This window comes from Streptomyces graminofaciens, from assembly GCF_030294945.1.
Lineage (GTDB): Bacteria > Actinomycetota > Actinomycetes > Streptomycetales > Streptomycetaceae > Streptomyces > Streptomyces graminofaciens.
The window spans coordinates 754556-772943 of sequence record NZ_AP018448.1 but is presented as its reverse complement, the minus strand read 5'-3'; the positions used below and the strand labels follow the sequence as shown (position 1 = coordinate 772943).

General features: G+C 67.6%; 16 protein-coding genes and 3 pseudogenes. 12 read left to right on the top strand and 7 right to left on the bottom strand.

Annotated features, from left to right (window positions below):
• Positions 1-414, top strand: coding sequence for an Imm10 family immunity protein (locus tag SGFS_RS03250; protein ID WP_286247438.1), 414 nt, complete (start codon positions 1-3; stop codon positions 412-414).
• 155 nt (positions 415-569) lie between these two features.
• On the opposite strand, the pseudogene SGFS_RS03245 reads toward SGFS_RS03250, so the two are convergent.
• Positions 570-1377, bottom strand: a pseudogene (locus tag SGFS_RS03245) (IS5 family transposase).
• Positions 1378-1692: 315 nt separating this feature from the next.
• On the opposite strand from SGFS_RS03245, the gene istA reads away from it, so the two are divergent.
• The 6 genes from istA to SGFS_RS51255 all read left to right on the top strand — a co-directional run bounded on the left by istA (position 1693) and on the right by SGFS_RS51255 (position 11114).
• Complete coding sequence (gene istA / locus SGFS_RS03240; protein ID WP_286247436.1) at positions 1693-3231, top strand: IS21 family transposase; 1539 nt, start codon at positions 1693-1695, stop codon at positions 3229-3231.
• Positions 3231-4022: an IS21-like element helper ATPase IstB gene (istB, locus tag SGFS_RS03235; protein WP_286247435.1), complete on the top strand. Its 792-nt coding sequence runs from the start codon at positions 3231-3233 to the stop codon at positions 4020-4022. The genes istA and istB overlap by 1 nt, the downstream gene beginning before the upstream one ends.
• 106 nt (positions 4023-4128) lie before the next feature.
• Positions 4129-5049, top strand: coding sequence for a DUF3427 domain-containing protein (locus SGFS_RS03230; RefSeq protein ID WP_286247434.1), 921 nt, complete (start codon positions 4129-4131; stop codon positions 5047-5049).
• 1342 nt (positions 5050-6391) lie between these two features.
• Positions 6392-6823 carry a hypothetical protein gene (locus tag SGFS_RS03225; RefSeq protein WP_286247432.1) on the top strand — a complete coding sequence of 144 codons (432 nt, stop codon included), beginning with the start codon at positions 6392-6394 and terminating at the stop codon, positions 6821-6823.
• A 492-nt stretch (positions 6824-7315) separates the two neighbouring features.
• Positions 7316-10273: an alpha/beta hydrolase gene (locus SGFS_RS03220; RefSeq protein ID WP_286247430.1), complete on the top strand. Its 2958-nt coding sequence runs from the start codon at positions 7316-7318 to the stop codon at positions 10271-10273.
• Positions 10274-10685: 412 nt separating this feature from the next.
• Positions 10686-11114 carry a transposase family protein gene (locus SGFS_RS51255; protein WP_350283967.1) on the top strand — a complete coding sequence of 143 codons (429 nt, stop codon included), beginning with the start codon at positions 10686-10688 and terminating at the stop codon, positions 11112-11114.
• A 318-nt stretch (positions 11115-11432) separates the two neighbouring features.
• On the opposite strand, the gene SGFS_RS51250 is transcribed toward SGFS_RS51255, so the two are convergent.
• Positions 11433-11726, bottom strand: coding sequence for a hypothetical protein (locus SGFS_RS51250; RefSeq protein WP_350283966.1), 294 nt, complete (start codon positions 11724-11726; stop codon positions 11433-11435).
• Between SGFS_RS51250 and SGFS_RS51245 the strand changes: the two genes are divergently transcribed.
• On the top strand, positions 11649-11897 hold the full coding sequence (locus SGFS_RS51245; RefSeq protein WP_350284108.1) for a hypothetical protein: 249 nt from the start codon (positions 11649-11651) through the stop codon (positions 11895-11897). The genes SGFS_RS51250 and SGFS_RS51245 overlap by 78 nt on opposite strands.
• A 94-nt stretch (positions 11898-11991) precedes the next feature.
• Here the strand turns inward: SGFS_RS51245 and SGFS_RS03210 are convergent, their stop codons facing one another.
• The 3 genes and pseudogenes from SGFS_RS03210 to SGFS_RS03200 all read right to left on the bottom strand — a co-directional run bounded on the left by SGFS_RS03210 (position 11992) and on the right by SGFS_RS03200 (position 13263).
• A complete protein-coding gene (locus SGFS_RS03210) occupies positions 11992-12153 on the bottom strand; it encodes a hypothetical protein (RefSeq protein ID WP_286260448.1) in 162 nt (53 codons plus the stop codon).
• Between the two features lie 67 nt (positions 12154-12220).
• Positions 12221-12555: pseudogene (locus tag SGFS_RS03205) on the bottom strand (pyridoxamine 5'-phosphate oxidase family protein); the annotation flags it as partial.
• Between the two features lie 15 nt (positions 12556-12570).
• Positions 12571-13263 carry an NAD(P)-dependent oxidoreductase gene (locus tag SGFS_RS03200; RefSeq protein WP_286247429.1) on the bottom strand — a complete coding sequence of 231 codons (693 nt, stop codon included), beginning with the start codon at positions 13261-13263 and terminating at the stop codon, positions 12571-12573.
• 76 nt (positions 13264-13339) lie between these two features.
• On the opposite strand from SGFS_RS03200, the gene SGFS_RS03195 reads away from it, so the two are divergent.
• Together SGFS_RS03195 and SGFS_RS03190 are read left to right on the top strand one after the other, a co-directional pair.
• On the top strand, positions 13340-13996 hold the full coding sequence (locus tag SGFS_RS03195; RefSeq protein ID WP_286247427.1) for a TetR/AcrR family transcriptional regulator: 657 nt from the start codon (positions 13340-13342) through the stop codon (positions 13994-13996).
• Positions 13997-14104: 108 nt separating this feature from the next.
• The gene (locus tag SGFS_RS03190) at positions 14105-14338 is read left to right on the top strand and encodes a hypothetical protein (RefSeq protein ID WP_434026096.1); all 234 of its coding nucleotides are present in this window, start codon (positions 14105-14107) and stop codon (positions 14336-14338) included.
• Positions 14339-14856: 518 nt separating this feature from the next.
• Here the strand turns inward: SGFS_RS03190 and SGFS_RS03185 are convergent.
• A complete protein-coding gene (locus tag SGFS_RS03185; RefSeq protein WP_286247426.1) occupies positions 14857-16128 on the bottom strand; it encodes an MFS transporter in 1272 nt (423 codons plus the stop codon).
• Between the two features lie 707 nt (positions 16129-16835).
• On the opposite strand from SGFS_RS03185, the pseudogene SGFS_RS51240 reads away from it, so the two are divergent.
• Together SGFS_RS51240 and SGFS_RS03180 are read left to right on the top strand one after the other, a co-directional pair.
• A pseudogene (locus SGFS_RS51240) lies at positions 16836-17021 on the top strand (transposase family protein); the annotation flags it as partial.
• Between the two features lie 287 nt (positions 17022-17308).
• The gene (locus SGFS_RS03180; RefSeq protein ID WP_286247424.1) at positions 17309-17566 is read left to right on the top strand and encodes a hypothetical protein; all 258 of its coding nucleotides are present in this window, start codon (positions 17309-17311) and stop codon (positions 17564-17566) included.
• On the opposite strand, the gene SGFS_RS03175 is transcribed toward SGFS_RS03180, so the two are convergent.
• Positions 17529-17837, bottom strand: a complete 309-nt coding sequence (locus tag SGFS_RS03175; RefSeq protein ID WP_286247422.1) for a transposase family protein — start codon at positions 17835-17837, stop codon at positions 17529-17531. The genes SGFS_RS03180 and SGFS_RS03175 overlap by 38 nt on opposite strands.
• Positions 17838-18388: the final 551 nt, after the last annotated feature.

Genomic DNA, 18388 nt, shown 5'->3' with positions numbered 1-18388 from the left:
ATGCCGAGTCGTCACGGTTGGGTCGTAAGGAAGATTTCAATCGAGGAAAATCTCCCTGATTCCGTCTTCACCGTTGGCCTTGCGGAAGATGAAGCTGGTCAAGGGTGCTACCTCGTATTCCAGTGTGGCCTCGAAGAGCCCAGTGAGCAAAACCGTAGACTTGGGCTAGATAGCTATTGCATCCTCAATGAGTCCGGAGGCGTCGATTATGGCGGGGTTGAAGAGGTGTCCATTTCTCAAAATAGACTGACCCTTCGGTTCCGCGAAGAGGCTATTGAGGAACTTGAACTGCCGAATGAGAATATTGTTCTTGCGTTTCATTCTGGCAGCGACATGGCGGGACTGCGAATTGGTTTGGGGAGGATCCTTTCCTACGGAGATCCAGAGAAATTCCCTCGGGTGATGAACCTCTGATGAGAGATGTGAAGGCGTGTGAACGCGAAGCCTGCCTGTGCCCATCGGCAGCGAAGTTCACGATGGAGACCCGATACACTAACTTCCCTGTTTCGCTTCAAGTAGCTGAGCCAGTCTGAGCTTGACTCTGAAGCTCCTATGAGCTCGTAACACGATCATGAGCGGGCCTTCCTGAGGCGTCGCCAGCAGATCAGACTGCAGGCGAGGGAGACGAAGGCATCGTGGAGCTCGGTGCGGCGTTCCCAGCGGACGGCGAGTCTTTGAAGTGGTGGAGCAGGGCGAAGGTCTGCTCGACAACGTAACGGAGCTTGCCCATGCCCTTGATGTTCGGGGCGCCCTTGCGGGAGATGACAGGCAGGATCCGCCGCTTGCGGAGCTCTTCGCGGTTCGGATTGGAGTCGTAGCCCTTGTCTCCGAGCAGGGCTTCTGGACGCCTGCGAGGACGGCCGGGGCGGCCGGCGACAGGTGGGATGCCATCGACCAGAGCGAGGGTTTGGGTGACATCGTTGACGTTCGCCGCGGTCGTGATGACCTTGAGCGGAGTGCCGCGTCCGTCGCAGATCAGATGGTGTTTGCTGCCCGTCTTGCGTCGGTCGACCGGCGACGGACCGGTGTCGGCACCCCCTTTTTCGCGCGGACATGGGAGCCGTCCACGCAGGCCCGCGACCAGTCGAGTTGGCCGGCCGCGTTCAGCTCCGCGAGCAGGATGCGGTGCAGATGGTCGAAGACTCCTGCCTGCTGCCACCGCTCCAGGCGGCGCCAGCAGGTCTGTCCCGAGCCGAACCCCAGCTCCAGCGGCAGGAGTTGCCAGGCTATGTCGTTGTAGAGGACGTAGAGGATGCCCTGGAGACAGAGCCGATCCGCCACTGGCCGCGGGCCTGGTGACCGCTCCGGCCAGGGCGGCAACAACGGTTCGATCAGCGCCCACAAGTCGTCGTCCACGATCCACGGCCGAGTACTCACAGCATCACAAACGGCCGAATCAACAGACCGGTCACGCCCAACCAGCGCACCTCAACAAGATCGTGTTACGAGCTCTTAGCCTCGATTCGTCAGCGGGTTTCGATGGCTGATCGGTGCGGCTGTTCGCTCGTAAATGTCCTCCTCTGTCACGGCAGCTGTAAGTCTTGATCGCTGATGCGACGGGTGACGGCGGCCATGACAAGCTCCCCATAGGCGGCCATTTACCGCCCCACTGATGGCCACGGGATTCCCCACGTACGGCCAGATATCTCCCCGCTCGCATTGGACGCTTCCCGCTCGGCGAGGCTCGGGCGGGTGAAGAACAGCAGGGAGATCATGGAGATCCTTGAGGCGTACGACCTCACGGGCAGTTACCGCGCCGCGGCCGAGCTGACCGGCGTCGACCACCACACGGTGGCCCGGTATGTGAAGATGCGGGCCGCCGGCCAGCATCCCGACCAGCGCCGTCACCGAGCCCGCGCGATCGACGACTATCCGCCGAAGATCGAGGAACTGGTGGTCCGTTCGCAGGGCAAGATCCGCGCGGACGTGGTGCACAAGAGGATCGTCGCGATGGGCTTCACCGGCGGGGAACGCACCACCCGCCGCACCGTTGCCGAGGCGAAAGCCCAGTTCAGAGCCGGTCGACGGCGGGTCTATCGCCCGTGGGTGACCGAGCCGGGGCTGTGGATTCAGTACGACTTCGGCGACGGGCCGACCATCCAGGGCCGCAAGACCATCCTGTGGTGCGCCTGGCTGGCCTGGTCCCGGTTCCGGATCGTGATCCCGATCTGGGACAAGACGCTGCCGACGGTCACCTCGTGTCTGGACGCGACGTTCCGCCGGATCGGCGGAGTGCCGGCCTACGTCCTGACGGACAACGAGAAGACGGTCACCACCGATCACGTTGCCGGGATCGCGGTCCGCAACCCGGAGATCGTCGAGGTCGCCCGGCACTACGGCACGACCATACGCACGTGTCTGCCCGCGGACCCGGAGACGAAGGGCGGTTCCGAGGCGACGGTCCGGATCGCGAAGGCCGACCTGGTGCCGAAGGACGTCAATCTGCGCGAGCACTACAAGACATTCGGCGAGCTGGAGGCGGCCTGCCGAGCGTTCTGCGACGAGGTCAACTCCCGCATCCACCGCGCGACTCGACGCAAGCCGGTCGAGCGGCTCGCCGAGGAACGACAGCGGCTGCACCCGCTGCCCAGACGGCCGTTCACCGCCGCGTTCGGCACCACCCGGCGGGTGAACTGGGAGTCCACAATCTCCGTCGAAGGGGTCCGTTACTCCGTTCCGCACGAACTGATCGACAACCGGGTCTGGGCCCGGTTCCACGGCGACGAGCTGATCGTCACCGCGGTCGGCGAGGACGGCTCGGCCCTCGAGGCCGCCCGTCACCGCCGCGGGCAGCCGGGCACCCCGGTCCTGGACGACGACCACTACCCGCCGCGGGAGAACAAGGACAACGACCGCACCCCGAAGGCCACTTCCGCAGAGGAGGCTGCCTTCCTCCAGCTCGGCCCCGGAGCCGCGTCCTGGCTGGTCGAAGCAGGGGCGTCCGGGGTCCGCCGCATCAAGGCGAAGATGGCCGAGGCCGTCGCCCTTTCCAAGCTCTACTCGGTGGCCGAAGTCGACCGGGCCCTGGGCACCGCCGCGGTCACCGCACGCTTCGCGGACAAGGACCTGCTGTCCATCGTCGACTACCAGGCCACACGCGAACACACCGAACCCGTCCGCCGCAGCGAAGAACACTCCCTGCAGCCCGGCACCTCCGCCTGGTCCTCCTTCGGCCTGCCCACCCAGCCCGCCTCCGACGTCTCCGAGCACGACGAAAGCGATCTCACCTGATGGCCACCCCACTTCGCACCGTTCCCGGCACCAACGGCGACCCGCTCGCCGAGGCCATCGAGCTGACCCGGCGGCTCAAACTCCCCCACCTGCGGCGCGTGTTGGCCGACCTGATCCCCACCGCCAAGGCACAACGCTGGGACCCGGCCGAGGTCGTCCGCGTCCTGCTGGCCGAGGAAGCCGCCGGCCGCGACCGAGCCAACCTCCACACCCGCCGCAAGCGAGCCGGTTTCCCCACCGGCAAGACCTTCGGCGACTGGGACGAGACCAAGTCCGCCATCCCCCGCCCCACCCAGGACGCCCTCAAGTCCCTGGAATGGATCGGGCGTCGGGAGAACTTCTGCATCTGCGGACCCTCCGGCACGGGGAAAAGCCACTTCACCGAGGCCCTCGGCCAGACCGCCATCGAGGCCGGGCTGACCGTCTCCTGGTTCACCATCGAGGACCTCGGAGCCCTGGTCCGCCGACACCGCGCGGACGACTCCATCGCCCGAGCCCTCACGAAGATCATCCGCTCGGATCTGATCATCGTCGACGACATCGGACTGCTGCCGGTCTCACCAGACGCCGCCGAGGGCTTCTACCGACTGGTCGACGCCGCCTACGAACGACGCTCGATCGCCGTCAGCAGCAACCTCCACCCCTCCGGATTCGACGAGATCATGCCCAAGACCCTGGCCACAGCGACAGTCGACCGGCTCATGCACCACGCTCACATCACCGTCACCCAGGGTGACAGCTACCGGCTCACCCAGGCCACCAGCGGACAGGGAGTGAAGCCCTTCAGCTAACCCGACCGACCCCAGGGCGGGGAATTATCTGGCCGCCACCGGGGACATCTCGATGGCCGCCAGCGGGGCGAACTCCTGGCCGCCTACGGGGAGAACGAAATGGCCGTTGACAGCCTTCCTGCAACGCACGGGTCGCGACATCGCGGACATGTACCGGGGCGCCAGCACGTGGACGACGATCCTGCGGCGCGCAGATCTGCTGCCCACCTCCATCACACCGTCACCGGGAGAAGGCAACCTGCTCAAGCGCATGCACAGCTTCCTGCACATCGACGACGATGAACGCGCCAATCTCTACCGACAGTTCACCGCCGACGACGCCCCGGCTTACGAGGACCTCACCGAGTTCGACCAGACGATCGCACGGATGCTGTTCTTCAACCTGTGGGACAAGGCAGGCGGCTTCTCCTCCTACTCGACCGGGCTCGCTTCGCTGCGCAGCCAGCATGCGGTCCGCAGTGAGCTGGGGCAGCTCCTCACGCACCTGATGCACAGCGGCCGGGCGCGCGCGCCCCAGCCGCTGACAGGAGCGCACGCCCACATCCCCCTGAACATCCACCATGCCTACAACCGCTCGGAGATCCTCGCGGCGATGGGCGTGGCCCGTCTCGGCGGACAGATGCCCGGCTTCTTCGCCCAGGGAGTGCTGTGGGATGCGGCGAACAACACGGACGCCCTGCTGATCACCCTGAATAAGAGTGAGCGGGACTTCTCCCCGACGGTGCGCTACAAGGACTACGCGCTCAGCCGGACGCGCTTCCACTGGGAGTCACAGAACTCCACCGCTCCCAACTCGCCGACCGGGCAGCGCTACCAGAAGCACGCCCAGCAGGGCAGCCACGTGCTGCTGTTCATGCGGGACGGCAAGGAGACCGCCAGCGGCAAGGCGATGCCGTGGATCCTGCTCGGCCCGGCGACCTACGAGCGGCACACCGGCAGCAAGCCGATGGCGATCACATGGCGCCTGCACCACCCGCTACCCGACGGGATCTGGTCGAGTCTGCCGGGCACGGAGTCCACCTCCTGAGACCCCTGCTGCCCCCGCTACCCGCATCCGCGCGGGGGCGGGGGCTAGCTGCTGCGTCCTACCCCGGCCGCCGGAGGTCTGCCCCGATCGTCCGGGGCGGCCATCGGCGGGTCCCAGCCGCCGCCCGGCCGCAGTCCGGACCGGGGTTGGGGCTGCGGGGTTGCGTGTCTTGGTCCATCCCGCTCCAGGTTTCCGGTCGTCAACCGCCCTCGGTTGGCCCCGCGTTCGGGCTGACCGTCCCCTTAAAGGAGCCCCGCCATGTCCCAGCCCCGGGGGCCTGTCCCGTCCCGTTTGGGTACCCGCCTCCACCCCGACTATGGCCCGCCGTGCGGCCGTGGACTTCGCCGACCGGGCGGAGCGGTTGTGTGCACAGCTCGCTGATTTCTGGGGCAAGCCCGTCCGTGACCTGCCCAGGCCACGCGGCCGGATGCCGCGTGTCCCCGCCACCGGAGGGACCCCCGTGAACCCCAGCGACACCCCCAACCCGCCCCGTCGAACAAGCACCTGCCTGCCAGGCGGGCAGAAGTGGAACGGCCCGGAGGGCCGCCACCACCCACTACCCACCGCCGCCCGCCGTGAGCCCCTGGTAGCCGTCAGAGACGGTGCCAGGGGCTCACACACCAGTCCCTAACCCTTGGCCTGGCTAATCGGGCCAGCCGCCCCTCCTTCACCGAGGGTCCTGCACCCCCTCCGGCCCCGCGACGAAAGGCTGGCCATGCGGCAGACGACTCTCTTTTCTTCCCATGTGCGCAGTGACCGCCTCACGACCTCGACGTGGTGGCATGTGGTGACCTATTCCGGCACCGAGATGCTCACACAGCACCCGGACAGCGCCTACGCCCCGGCCAACGTATGGGGGAACGGATACCTGATCCCCATCAGGTCCCGGGCACGCTGCACCCTCGCCGAGCGCTGGGTCTCCGCCACGAAGTCGTCCCCGACTTCCGTGCCGCTAACGCCTCGTGCCCCGTCCCTGCCGAGCATCCTGTGTGGGAGATACGACTGCACCGGTTGACCTGATGTGTCTGTCCCCGTGGGGCTGTTGTGCACACCCGGTCCCGGGCCCGTCCCCGTCACCCGCGCGGGGACGGGCCCCCGCTTTCCGGCACCGAGCTGCCCGCTGGCCGGGCCGTACCGCTGCCTGAGCCGGGGGAGCGGGGGTTGTGCTGCTTGCCGTGCTGCCCATGACAGTCAGCCCCGACCGGTGAGCGCCCCGCACGAACCCCCTCTCGTGTGCTGTGAGCGACCGGCATCGGCCGGGCCACGCCCCGCACAGACCCCCTGCCGCACCGCGCGGCCCGGCTGACCCCACCTCTTCTTCCTCGACCATCGGAGCCCCGGCATGCCTGACCCCCGTTTCCTCGCGATCATCACCGACACCGGACAGAGAAAGGTCGCCCGGCGTATCGAGCCGTACGACTACGACCGTGCCCTCAGGATCGAGAAAGCCGGCTGCACGGTGCGCGGGTTGAACGAGGCCGACCTGCCGCTCTTGCGTCCCCTAGCCGACTCCGGACCGCTCACCTACCGGCAGGTGCGACGCCTTGCCGTCCTGGGAGGTACACGAATCGACCCGATGCCCCCTCTGGTGTGCGTCGAGTGCCGCGCGGACCTGGAGGATGCCGCCGTTGCTTACGGCGACTGCGTGGGCTGCGGCTGGATGGTGTGCGAGAACTGCGACGCCGGAACCATCCCGGCAACCGGGCAGTCCGTGTGTCCGGCAGCCGAATGCCGCGCCCACCCCGATGCGGCCGATGCCGAGCACACCCCCTGACTGCCCGCTTCCATACCTTCCATCGGGCCCGGCCCTTACTCCCACCTGGCGGGCCGGGCCCTTCCACGTGTGGGCGGGGTGGCGGGGTTACTGACTTCGGCTCGTCAGGGTGAATCATCGCGAAGTCCCTGAAGGTCTTCGGGTGGTGGCTGTATTCCGTGGTGTGTGAGGTATGCGGATGGGGGTGGGCTGACCGCTGCGGGACGTCGGCGCCTGCAGCCGTACCGACTCCCGGCGCCGACGTCCCGCAGCGGTCAGCCCACCCCTGATGGCACTCTTTGAAAGCGGCCACCCCCGGCTCCGGGGCGACCCCACACCTGCTCAGTGGATCTCCCCACCCATCTGGCACCTGACCCGTGGAGAGGGATCGACGAAATGGTGGTTCGCGGGTGACGGAATGATGTGGTGTTCTCTGGGCTGGCTTGCGGCTTCCTGGGCATCTGTGCGGTTCCGCAGCAGTCGTCGGGGGGCGGCGGATAACGTGTGCAGTGCGTGGAGGTGCAGAAGGGGAGCGCGCTGGTGGGGGACGGACAGTTAGGTGTGGTGCTGGTCCACGGGTTCAATTCCGGTCCGGAGACCTGGGGGCACGTGCAGGAGCGCATCGAGCAGGACCAGTCGCTAGGCGCCGTGCGGTTGCTGTCGTTTCACTATGCGACAGGGGTCGCGAAGTGGGGTCCGCTGGGGATCCGGGTGTTCCCGGAGATCAGCACGATCGCCGACAGCCTCAAGGAGTATCTGCGGACCGAGGGCGGCCCGTTCGATGATCTGGTGATCATCACCCACAGCATGGGTGGGCTGGTCGTGCAGCGGTATCTGGCGCGGATGCTCACCGATGGACACGGTTCGGAGCTGGCCCGAATCCGGCGGGTGGTGATGCTGGCCTGCCCCAACGACGGTTCGGAGCTGCTGCGCTCGCTGCGCCACGCCGTCTTCGGACGCCGCGGCAGGAATCCGCAAGAGCGAGAGCTGCGGCCGCTGAACAAGGAGGTCGCCGAGACCCGGCGGGTCATCGTGAACCAGGTGCTGCGCGCAACCGCGATCACCGACCGGACTTGCCCCGTCCCGTTCTTCGTCTACGCCGGGGAAAGCGACGGCATCGTGTCGGTGGAATCCGCCCGGTCCGTTTTCAGCGACGCCGCGGCTCTGCCGGGTGACCACTTCAGCATCCTCGAAGCCGTCACACCCGAGCACCGCACCTTCACCACCCTGCGCCGCCACCTGCACGAAACCGCCTCGGCCCGCAGCGCAGCGGACCAGCCCCCCGGAAAGGCTCCCGACGGCCCGGCTCGTTCTGCCGGCCTGGAGGAGGTGGTCCGGCCTCGCCAGGTGGGGGTGATCCCGCCGCCGGCGGGGGCGTTCCAGGACCGGGCGGAACGAGCGCGCTTGCGCCGGCCGGTGGCCGGCGGTGGCACGGCCGTGCTCGGCCAGGTCGCAGCGGCTCAAGGTGTCCAGGGGCCGGACCGTGGGCAGGTGCTGTCGGGGATGGGCGGGGTCGGCAAGACGCAGCTCGCCGCCGACCATGCCCGTTCGGCGCTGACCGGTGGTGAGGTGGACCTGCTGGTGTGGGTGACCGCGGCCGACCGTACGTCCCTGGTGGTGGGTCTGGGCCGGGCCGGCATCGAGATAGCGGGCGCGCAGCCGGGCGACCTGGAGGCGGCGGCTGAGGCGTTCACGGCGTGGCTGGAGCCCAAAGCCGGACAGGAGGTGTACCGGTGGCTGGTCGTGCTGGACGACGTCTCCGACCCCGCCGACCTCGAAGGACTCTGGCCCCCCGCCAGCCCGCACGGGCGGACCCTGATCACGACCCGGCGCCGCGACGCGGCCTTCGCCCACGACGGCCGGACCCGCATCGACGTCGGTGTGTTCACCGAGGCTGAAGCCGTGTCCTACTTGGGTGCTGTGCTGGCTATCCACGGCCGCAGTGAACCCGCAGAGCAGTTGGCCGCGTTGGCGGAGGATCTGGGGCGTCTCCCGCTAGCCCTGTCTCAAGCGGCCGCATTTATGGCGGATGCCGATATGGGCGTCTCAGACTACCGGGTGTTGCTGGCCGACCGGACGGGTTCGCTTGCCGAGGCCAGCCCGCAGCCGCTGCCGCCCGGCCACACGCAAGAAATGGCCGCCGCCTGGGACTTGTCGATCGGGCGCGCTGGCCGGATGCGCCCGGCCGGGCTGGCTCCGCTGCTTCTCCATCTGGCCGCGTTCCTCGATCCGAACGGCATCCCCGCCGCTGTCCTGGCCACCTCGCCCGCCCTGACCTACCTGACCCAAGAGCGAGCCAGCTCCGCTGGCCTTCCCCTGCACGACCCCGCCTCCGGCGACGCCACCACGAGGGAGGTCACGGAGGGGGAGGTCACCGCAGGACTGCGGGTGCTGCACCGTTTGAGCCTGATCGACCACACCCCAGATGTGTCCCACCGTGAGGTTCGTATCCACGCTTTGATCCAGCGCGCCGTCCGCGACACCCTCACCACGGAGCAGTACCACAATGCAGCACGCACCGCCGCTGACGCCTTGATGGCGGCCTGGCCCGACGTCGAACGCGACACCGTCCTGGCCCAAACCCTGCGCGCAGGCGCCACCGTCCTCGCCACCCACGCCGAAGCCGCCCTCCACCAGCCCCGCGCCCACGACATCCTGAACCGCACCGGCCGCAGCTTCGGCGAATTCGGTCAGGTCACCGCCGCCGTCACGTACTACCAGTACTTGGCCGGCACTACTCGCCACCACCTCGGCCCCGACCATCCCGACACCCTCGCCGCCCGCCACAACCTGGCCCGCTCGCAAGGGGAAGCGGGGGATGTGGCGGGAGCTGTGACGGCGTTTGTCGAGCTGCTGGATGACTATGTGCGGGTGCTGGGCCCCGACTCCCCCCACACCCTCGCCGCCCGCCACGACGTGGCTTTTTGGCGGGGGGAGGCGGGGGATGCGGGGGGAGCTGTGACGGCGTTTGCCGAGCTGCTGGATGATCGGCTGCGGGTACTGGGCCCCGACCACCCCGACGCCCTCCTCACCCGCCACAACCTGGCTTTTTGGCGAGGCCACGCGGGGGACGTGGCGGGAGCTGTGACGGCGTTTGCCGAGCTGCTGGATGACTATGTGCGGGTGCTGGGCCCCGACCACCCCCACACCCTCGCCGCCCGCCACAACCTGGCTTTTTGGCGAGGCCACGCGGGGGACGTGGCGGGAGCTGTGACGGCGTTTGCCGAGCTGCTGGATGACTATGTGCGGGTGCTGGGCCCCGACCACCCCCACACCCTCGCCGCCCGCCACAACCTGGCTCGCTCGCAAGGGGAAGCGGGCGATGTGGCGGGAGCTGTGACGGCGTTTGCCGAGCTGCTGGATGATCGGCTGCGGGTACTGGGCCCCGACCACCCCCACACCCTCAAGACCCGCAATGCCCTTGCCCATTGGCAGGAACGCAGCGGCGAGGGCTTGGACACCAACGGCTGACGGCACCCTCTCATCCCGGGAAGCCATCGGCTTCACGGCGGTAGAAGAGCAGCCACCCCACTGCCAATACCCCAGGTCAACAAATTCGGCGGTGGCCCTGGACGGACGCCATAAGGAAGGGGCCGCCCGACAGCCAGCCGGGTCCAGGAGCGGGACGGACTGTCCAACGTGGCCGAAGGCCAGGGTGCAGGGTCGCCGAGGCGCCCTTGACCGGCCAGCACGGCCCGCATGTTCCATGAGTGGGTGGCTCCGGCCGACGCGCGCACCGCTCGCTGAAACCCCACTCCGTTGAGCGCTGGATCGAGTGGGGCGACGAGCGGCACTGGCCGATTTCAGGGCTCTGTCCGCAGTTCCGTGAATCCCCAGGTCAGGGAGGTGAGCGAGGGATCGTTTCGGCAGAGTATGTCCCGGCATGGCAAGCAAGACGGTCGAGGCTGTGCTGTTTCCCGGGATCGATGTGCGAGTGGAGCGCGTCACCGACTCCTCCGATGTCCTCGTGGTGGAGGCCGTGTCCACCGCTCGCCCGGGCCGGTGCCCAGACTGCAGGAAACAGGCGAGGCGCATGCATAGCACGTATCAACGATCCCTGGATGAAAGGCCGTTGGGGCCACGCCGAGTCATAGTCCGGCTGCGGGTCCGTCGGTACTTCTGTGATCGGAAGAACTGTTCCCGCAAGACGTTCGTCGAGCAGGTGCCGGGCCTGTCCGAGCGGCACCGCCGCTCCAGCACCGGACTGACCGGATTTCAGAGATCCCCATCACCCCCATCCGCATACCTCACACACCACGGAATACAGCCACCACCCGAAGACCTTCAGGGACTTCGCGATGATTCACCCTGACGAGCCGAATTCAGTAACGCCGAACCGGTCAGCGGCCCGCTGGACGGCCTGCTGCTCTTCTCTGAACCAAGTAGGTGTTCTGAACCCCGGGGCTGCAGCATGAGGGGCCTCTTGACAGACATGGCGTTGTTGCCCCATTCGGCGCAGCACCTGAGGGTGTCTCAGACCACGGTGTCATTGGTGTCACCGCGTTGATTCGTGCTGCGAGGCTTTCGAGCAGGACTGTTAGGCCGAACCGGTACAGCGATGTGGACGAGAGGTCGGCTTCAGGGGTGACGGAAGCGAAATGGGGGAGGCGGCCCTGGGCCGGCAGGGTGGTCATGCGGTCGTGCTGGGTGTCCATCCACTGCTCTGCGGTGATGCGGCTGGCCTGGCCTGGCCTGGCTTGGCCTGGCCGGCTCGTGCTTGGGGTTCCGCGTCGACCGCCTGGCCTCGGCCATGTCCGAAGAGGGTGACGGCCGCGTGCGTACAGGTGTTGGCGTCCAGCCCTAGGCCGTCCAGGGCGGCCAGGCGCCAGTCGATGTGCCGCATGCCGTGCGGCACGAGCAGGGCCGACTGAGGAGCGGGCCGCCGCGCCGGTTCGACCTGCTGGTCGGCGCAGACAGGCTGCACTCGCGGGCCAGAGCGCTGGTCTTCGGCCCCGAGGAGCGCTTCGTGCGCTCTTTGGGCATCCACACCGCGATCTTCAGCGTGCCGAACTATCTGGGGCTGGACCACATGGGGCGGTTTTTGGGCTTCCAAGAGCTGCCCGGGAGGCGGCGTCCGAAAGGTCCCGTTCGCTGAGGCGTTTGATGGTGAAGGCGATCGCGGCGCGTACATCCGTCAGTGGCGGCCGAGCCGGCCGCGGGACGATCGGCACCATCGTGATCGAGGACACCTACTGGCGCGCCAGCCCGTGGCGGTCGGCCCAGGCGTTGATCGCTGCGGCCAGCTCCTCGGGGCGATCCTCCGGGGAGTGGTGGCCGGCGCGGCCGTGGCGGGATACCTCCAGGCCGGCGATGTTCTCCTCGCACCAGTCCACGGCCTTTTGGTCGGTCATGGCGCCCGGGCCCGGCTCGAACGCGGCGAGCAGCTTGGGGACTTCGGGCTGGAGGCCGGCCAGGCGGCGTAACGTCCAGCGGGGCGGGCGGCGCCGCGCGGTAGCGGACGGTGTAGCGGCGGGCCGCCTCGGCCGAGCGCCCGGGGTCGTCGGTCGCGGCTGCCCGGCCTTCGAGGGTGACCCAACGGAAGCCGTCCGCCTGGCAGAGCGCGACACGGGCCGTCGGGCCGCCCGCCACCACGTTCCTGGCCTTGCGCGCTCCCGCCCAGGTGGTCACCCGACCAGGCCGGTGGCCGCGTCGAAGGTGAAGCGGACAGGGGTGACGTGTGGGGTGCCGTCGGGGCGGAGGGTGGTGAGGGTGGCCGAGTGGGCGCGAGTGAGGAACGCCCGTGTGGCGGCCAAGAGTTCGACATTCGCTCACTTCTTCTTCACGCCCTCGTTCCAGATCAGCTTGGCGATGTTCGGCTTCACGGCCGTGGTGATGACACCCATGGCCGTACGGACGTACCGCCGCTCCTCCAGCTCGCGCAGCATGCTCGCGGCGAGGTCGGCACGGGCGGTGAAGACGCCGTCGGCGCTGGTCTCGGCGGTGTGGTAGTCCGTGACGACGGGGTGCTCGAAGAGGCCTGAGGGCCGGACGAAGGTCCAGTCGAGGTCCGTCTGACGGATCACGGCCTCCATGCGGCGCATGTCCTCGTGGAGGGTGCGGCCGAGGCGTCGGTTCACCAGCGGGTCGAGCACATGATTGAAGAAGTGCGCGCCCGTGGGACGCCAGTTCGGGTCGGCGATGCTGGAGCTTACGGCGAGCAACCGCTTGATGCCGTGGCGGGCCATGGCCCCGGTGATGGCCGTGGCGCTCGCCGAGTACGTGGTGATGGTCTCCTTGCTGAAGCGCGCGCCCAATGCGGAGAGGACGGCGTCCGTCCCCTCGATCGCGGCGTCGACATCCGCCGGGTCGGTGGCGTCGGCGACGGCCACAGCGAGGCCGGGCCGCGTGGGGAGGGAGCTGGGGCGGCGGGTCACGGCGACGACCTCGTGGTCGGCAGCGAGGGCTTGGTCGGTGAGGTGGCGGCCGGTGGGTCCATTGGCACCGAAGACTGCGATACGCATGGCGTCGGGTCATCCCTTCGTGTGGTTGCCGGAACGCCCTTGACTGTGCCGATCACGAAAAGCAGGCTCAACGCTGATGAATAACGCCGCCCCTGCCCCCGCCCGCACCCGAGGCCGCCCCCGCGGCAACCCGCCGACCCGCGGGTCGATCGTCTCAGCGGCCCGGGCGCTGTTCCTGGAGCGCGGCTATCGGGGCACCACTCTGCGCGCGGTGGCCGGAGCCGCAGGGGTCGACCCGGCGCTGATCGCGTACCACTTCGGCTCGAAGAAGGGCCTGTTCGCGGACGTGATGCAGTTCCAGTGCGCCAATGCGCTGGCGGTGGACGAAGTCCTCGGCGGTGACCCGGCCACCCTCCCCGACCGCCTGATCGACGCGGTGACGGACCTGTGGGAGGACGCCGACTTCCTACAGCTCACCACCCAGAGCGAGGAGGCTGCCGAGGTGATCCGCGAATACCTGGAACGCGAGCTGATGGCCCGGCTTGTTGAATTTCTCGGCGGCCGGGACGCAACCGCCCGCGCCACGGCCGTGGTGACGATCCTCGGCGGCCTCATCTACACCCGCTACCTCAACCCGCTCCCGACCCTAGCCGCCCTCACCCCGTCCGAGACCCGCCGCATCCTCACCCCGGCGCTGCGCGCGGCACTGACCCCGAGGCCGCGCACCGCGGCAACCACCAGCGCGGGCCGTCAGGGCTCGCCATTCTCCGGTGGAGGCGCCGTCCGGCCTTGACCACCTGACCACCTCAACACATCCGGTGCGGCTACCCCTGTAGGTAGCGGTGCAGGGAGTTTTGGCGATACCGCCCGCGAGTACGCCGAGGCCCTCTGGCGGGTGCTGATGTCGGCCAGCCCTGCCGACCTGCACATGCCGCAGCTGATGCTGGCCACCGAGCTGACCTGCAGTCAAGTCCGCTCAGGGCTGGCGATGCTGCGCGACGTCATCGCCAAGAAGGGCTGGCGGCCCCTCTTTTGCACACGCGCCGACGGCTACCAGTTCACCGCCGACGGCGACGTCCTGCAGGCGTACGAGGTGGGAGTGATCCACGAAAGCCGACCGAGATCCGCAGGCTGATCACGGGCACGGTCACCCCGCACGCGCCACTCGCCCCCGAGGACAAGTGGGGCCGCCGCATGGTGGCCCAGCTCAACTCCGTCGAGTCCACCCTCGACCTGATCGCCTGATCGCCTGATCGCCTGATCCCCGCCTCCGCGGGGACGGGCACCGAGGAGCACGGGATGCGTCGGCGACGCTGCCCACCACCGGCACGAAGCGGACCGTAGCCAGCACCGGCGCCCGTCCAGCGATCTTTCCGCGAACTCCAGCAGAGCCTCCGGCCGGTGCGCCAGCCGAGCATGATCGTTCGCACCGGGATTTCCTGCACCTCGACTACTCACACCCGAGCCACAACTCCCGTGCAACCAGGCCTCTGTTTCGCGCATCTGTATCAGTGAGGTTTTCTCAGTGGCGCGATTCTTCCCATCCCGTTTGGCGCTGATCGTCGCGATGACAGCTCCGTCGCTGACTGGGAGCGACATGTCAACGAGCAGCGCCCCTGCCATCGGGCAGGACGTTGCGCGAGATGGTCTGTTTCAGGATGCCTTTTGGCCGGCGGGCTTCTCGGTCTCGGTGGCCACCCGTGCCCCTCGGAAGAGCACCGGGAGCCACAGGAGACATGCCAGCAGGGGGACTGCGGCGTAGGTTGCCATGCCCACACTGGAGCCCATCCCGTCCATGAGCGCGCCGAGGACGAGATAGCCGATGCCGATGAGCGCCGACTCCACGAATGCGATCATCGACAGCAGGCTCGCCCGGTGGCGCGACGGCACGGCCTCGTTGAACACGTTGTCCACGATCACGGCGGTGATCTCGGGAATCCCGGCCAGGGCCAGGAACGCGGCGATGGTGACCCAGGCAAGGCCGAGGCCGCTCAGGCCGAGTGCCGCGGCGAGCGTCAGGAGAGACACCGGGACTATGATCCGATACCCGATGCGCCGGTCCGCGCGGTCCGACAGCAGCGGAGTGAGCCCGCCGGCGATGAATCCCGCCGCTATGACCACGCTGACCAATGCGGTGCCCGCTCCCTGATCGGAGAGGGTCTTCTGAGTAAAAATGATGTACGGCGTCAAAGTCGCATGCATCAATCCGGACACCACGACAAGCGTCACGAGCGCCGGTGTGGCGACCCGAAGCATCGCCCGCCATGCTGTGACGTCGCCGTGCTCCTCCTCGGCTCCCTCCTGCTCGTCCACCGCGTCCGCGCCGCGGATCTCGGGCACCCTTGATATCAGCACCACCACGGCCAGGACGAGGCACGCCGCCGAACCGACGTAGACGACTCCCCAGGAAATCTGCTGCAGTTGGCCGCCGAGGACGATGGCGGCTCCCGAGGTGACCGTCCCGAGCATGGTGAACCGGGACTTGATCTTGATGTAGCTGGCCGTTGCACCACGACGCACGAGCAGGTCGTACAGCAGGGCGGTGTCCGAACCGGACACACATGCCATGCCCACACCCTGCCCGATGAACAGCGCCAGGAACACCCAGTAGTTGGAGAACGCCACCTGACCGAGCAGACATCCAGCTATCAGCATCTGGCCGGTCACGATGCTGGCACGCCTGCCGATTCGGTCGGCGATGACTCCCGTCGGCAACTCAGCAAGTCCGCTGACCAGGTAGAGCAGTGTCTGCAGCAGGGCCACTTGCGCGGCGGAGAAGCCGCGCTGATAAAGGAAGATGACGAATACGCCGCGCTGGAACAGCGAGTTGGTGAGCACGGCGTATACGTAGAACGGGCGCGTGACACTTCGTGCTGCATTGCCGACTGCAGCCGACCCGCCAAGGGCCTCCGTGGTGCCGGTCATGCTGCGGGCTCCCTGGTTACTCCGGTGATCATTGGTGTTGGGCCTCCGCCGCCGACCGGAACCTCCAGTCCATACTTCGCGCAGGATATTGGGCCGGCCATCCGGGAACCGTTGCCGGCGCCGCGGCCATCCCCGGTGGCGGGTGTCAAATGCTGGAGACGGTAGCGCGCATCTTCTGGAGACGGTTGCGTACATCTTGGAGCCAGCGTGGGCGTGAAGTCAGGGAAATCCCAGACCTCGTCACTGAGAAATGATCTTCGCGAAGCTATGTGAACCGCTCGATTCGGGACGGGTGGGGCAGGTGGGCCCCGATCGTCGAGAGACGTGAAACCCCTGGTAGGGCGGTTCTCACCACAAGATCGTCCGCTGAACCAGAGGCTTCACGTTGGTCACCTATGCTGCCACGCTCGATGTCCCGCGCCACATCGTGGTGCACCTCTCCCGGCTGCTTGCCGCGCGTCGCCGTCGTCTGGGCACCCCGCGGGGCTCGCGGGCACTGGGCACGTTCCGGCAGGCGGTCCTCGTGCGGCGCTGGTTCCGTGAGCGGGGCTGCGTGCACTGCCTGACCAAGGACGCTGGCATCTCCCAGGCCACCATTATCGCTACCTGCACGAGGGCATCGACATCCTCGCGGCCCAAGCACCCGATCTGCACGAGGTGTTGGACCGCTGCCGCGAGGAGGAGAGAGTCACGTGATCCTCGACGGCATGCTCATCGAGAGCGACCGCCTGGCCGGCACCCGGGACAACGGCAACGACCTGTGGTTCAGCCGGAAACACAAGAGCTTCGGCGGCAACGTCCAGTTCCTGTCCGCCCCGGACGGCACCCCGCTGTGGGTCTCCGATGTCGAGGCGGGCTCCACCCCGGACATCACCGCCGCCCGGCTGCACGTCCTGCCCGCGTTGTTGCAAGGCAGCCGCAGACGGCCTGCCCACCCTGGCCGACAAGGGATACATCGGCGCCGGCATCGGATACACGCGTCCCGGTCCGCCGCCCGAAGGGGAAGTCCGACCGTCGCCTGCTGCGGTGGCACGCCGGGCTATGTCTTGTTTCGACCCAGACCGAAAGGAGTCGCCCCTACCACCGAGTCGAGCACAAGCGAAACCCGAAACCCGAAACCGGAACCCGGGTCTGCGGCGAACCGGTATCGCACTTCTGGTGACTCGTTCAGGGGAAACCGATGTTCAGGAAAATCATGCAGACGACAGCGGCGGCGGCGTTGGTGCTTGCCGCAAGCGCTATTACCGGCGCCGCTGCGACCGCGCACGCCAGCGAACAGACGGTGCAGCAGATTGACTACAGGGGGAGCGTCGGCGTCCAGAGCCTGAAATGGCAGGGGCCGTTCGGAACCCACTCTGCCTGTCTGACAGTTCAGAACGAGTTCCGGCGCTACTGCACCATTACGATCGCGTGCAAGTACTTCGCGTCCACCGGCTGAGTAACGGTTTGACCAGCCCCAACTGACGGGCGTGGGTGATGTCCGCGCAGCTGCCGGGCTTGGTCGGGCTGCAGAACAGCACCCTGCCGTCCTCGTCTGTGACCACCATGGTCTTGACGGCGTTCTGCTTGCTCTTGCCGGAGATGAACTTGTCCCGGTCTCTGCGTCCGAGGGCCGGACGGCGGACCCGGATTTTGGTGCCGTCGATATTGCCGGTCTTCCCGGTCGCGCCGAGATGGTCCACGACCTCGGCCAGGCTTCGCAGCCGCACGTCGGGGCTGATTGCGCACCCCCGCTCAGCGAGCAGGGGCCGCACCTCGCCGACAGCCCGGTGATGGCGGAGCGTACCGGCACAATCCCGCGGCGCTCCTGGGCTTCAGCCGCCGGCGTCGTCGCATGCTCGCGCAACTCATCGGGCTGCTGACGGGGAGTAGGCATGATCGGAAGCCTCTGGAGCCTTCGAAGTCACAGACGGCATGTTGGTGACCACCCCGAACCAGTAGAGAACTGTCGCCTCCGTGATTGCCGCCATGACATCTGTCCATGGCGATGCAGGATTCGTTCCGAGGGCGAGCATCGACGGCCATCCCAGAAAATATCCTGCGGACACAACAAGTCCGAGGCTCATGGGCGCCAAGGCCTCGGACCGAACACCCGTGAAATTCGGAATGAGATAGTGGCAGAAAATTCCGATGAACAAGAAACTTCCGGTTAAGACGAACGGCCGGACCACGGGTACCTCCAGCAGTCGCGGCGATGGATTGTTCATGGTGACTTGGGGATCCCCTTTCTGCGAAGCGCCCATCATCGGTCCTCGGTAGT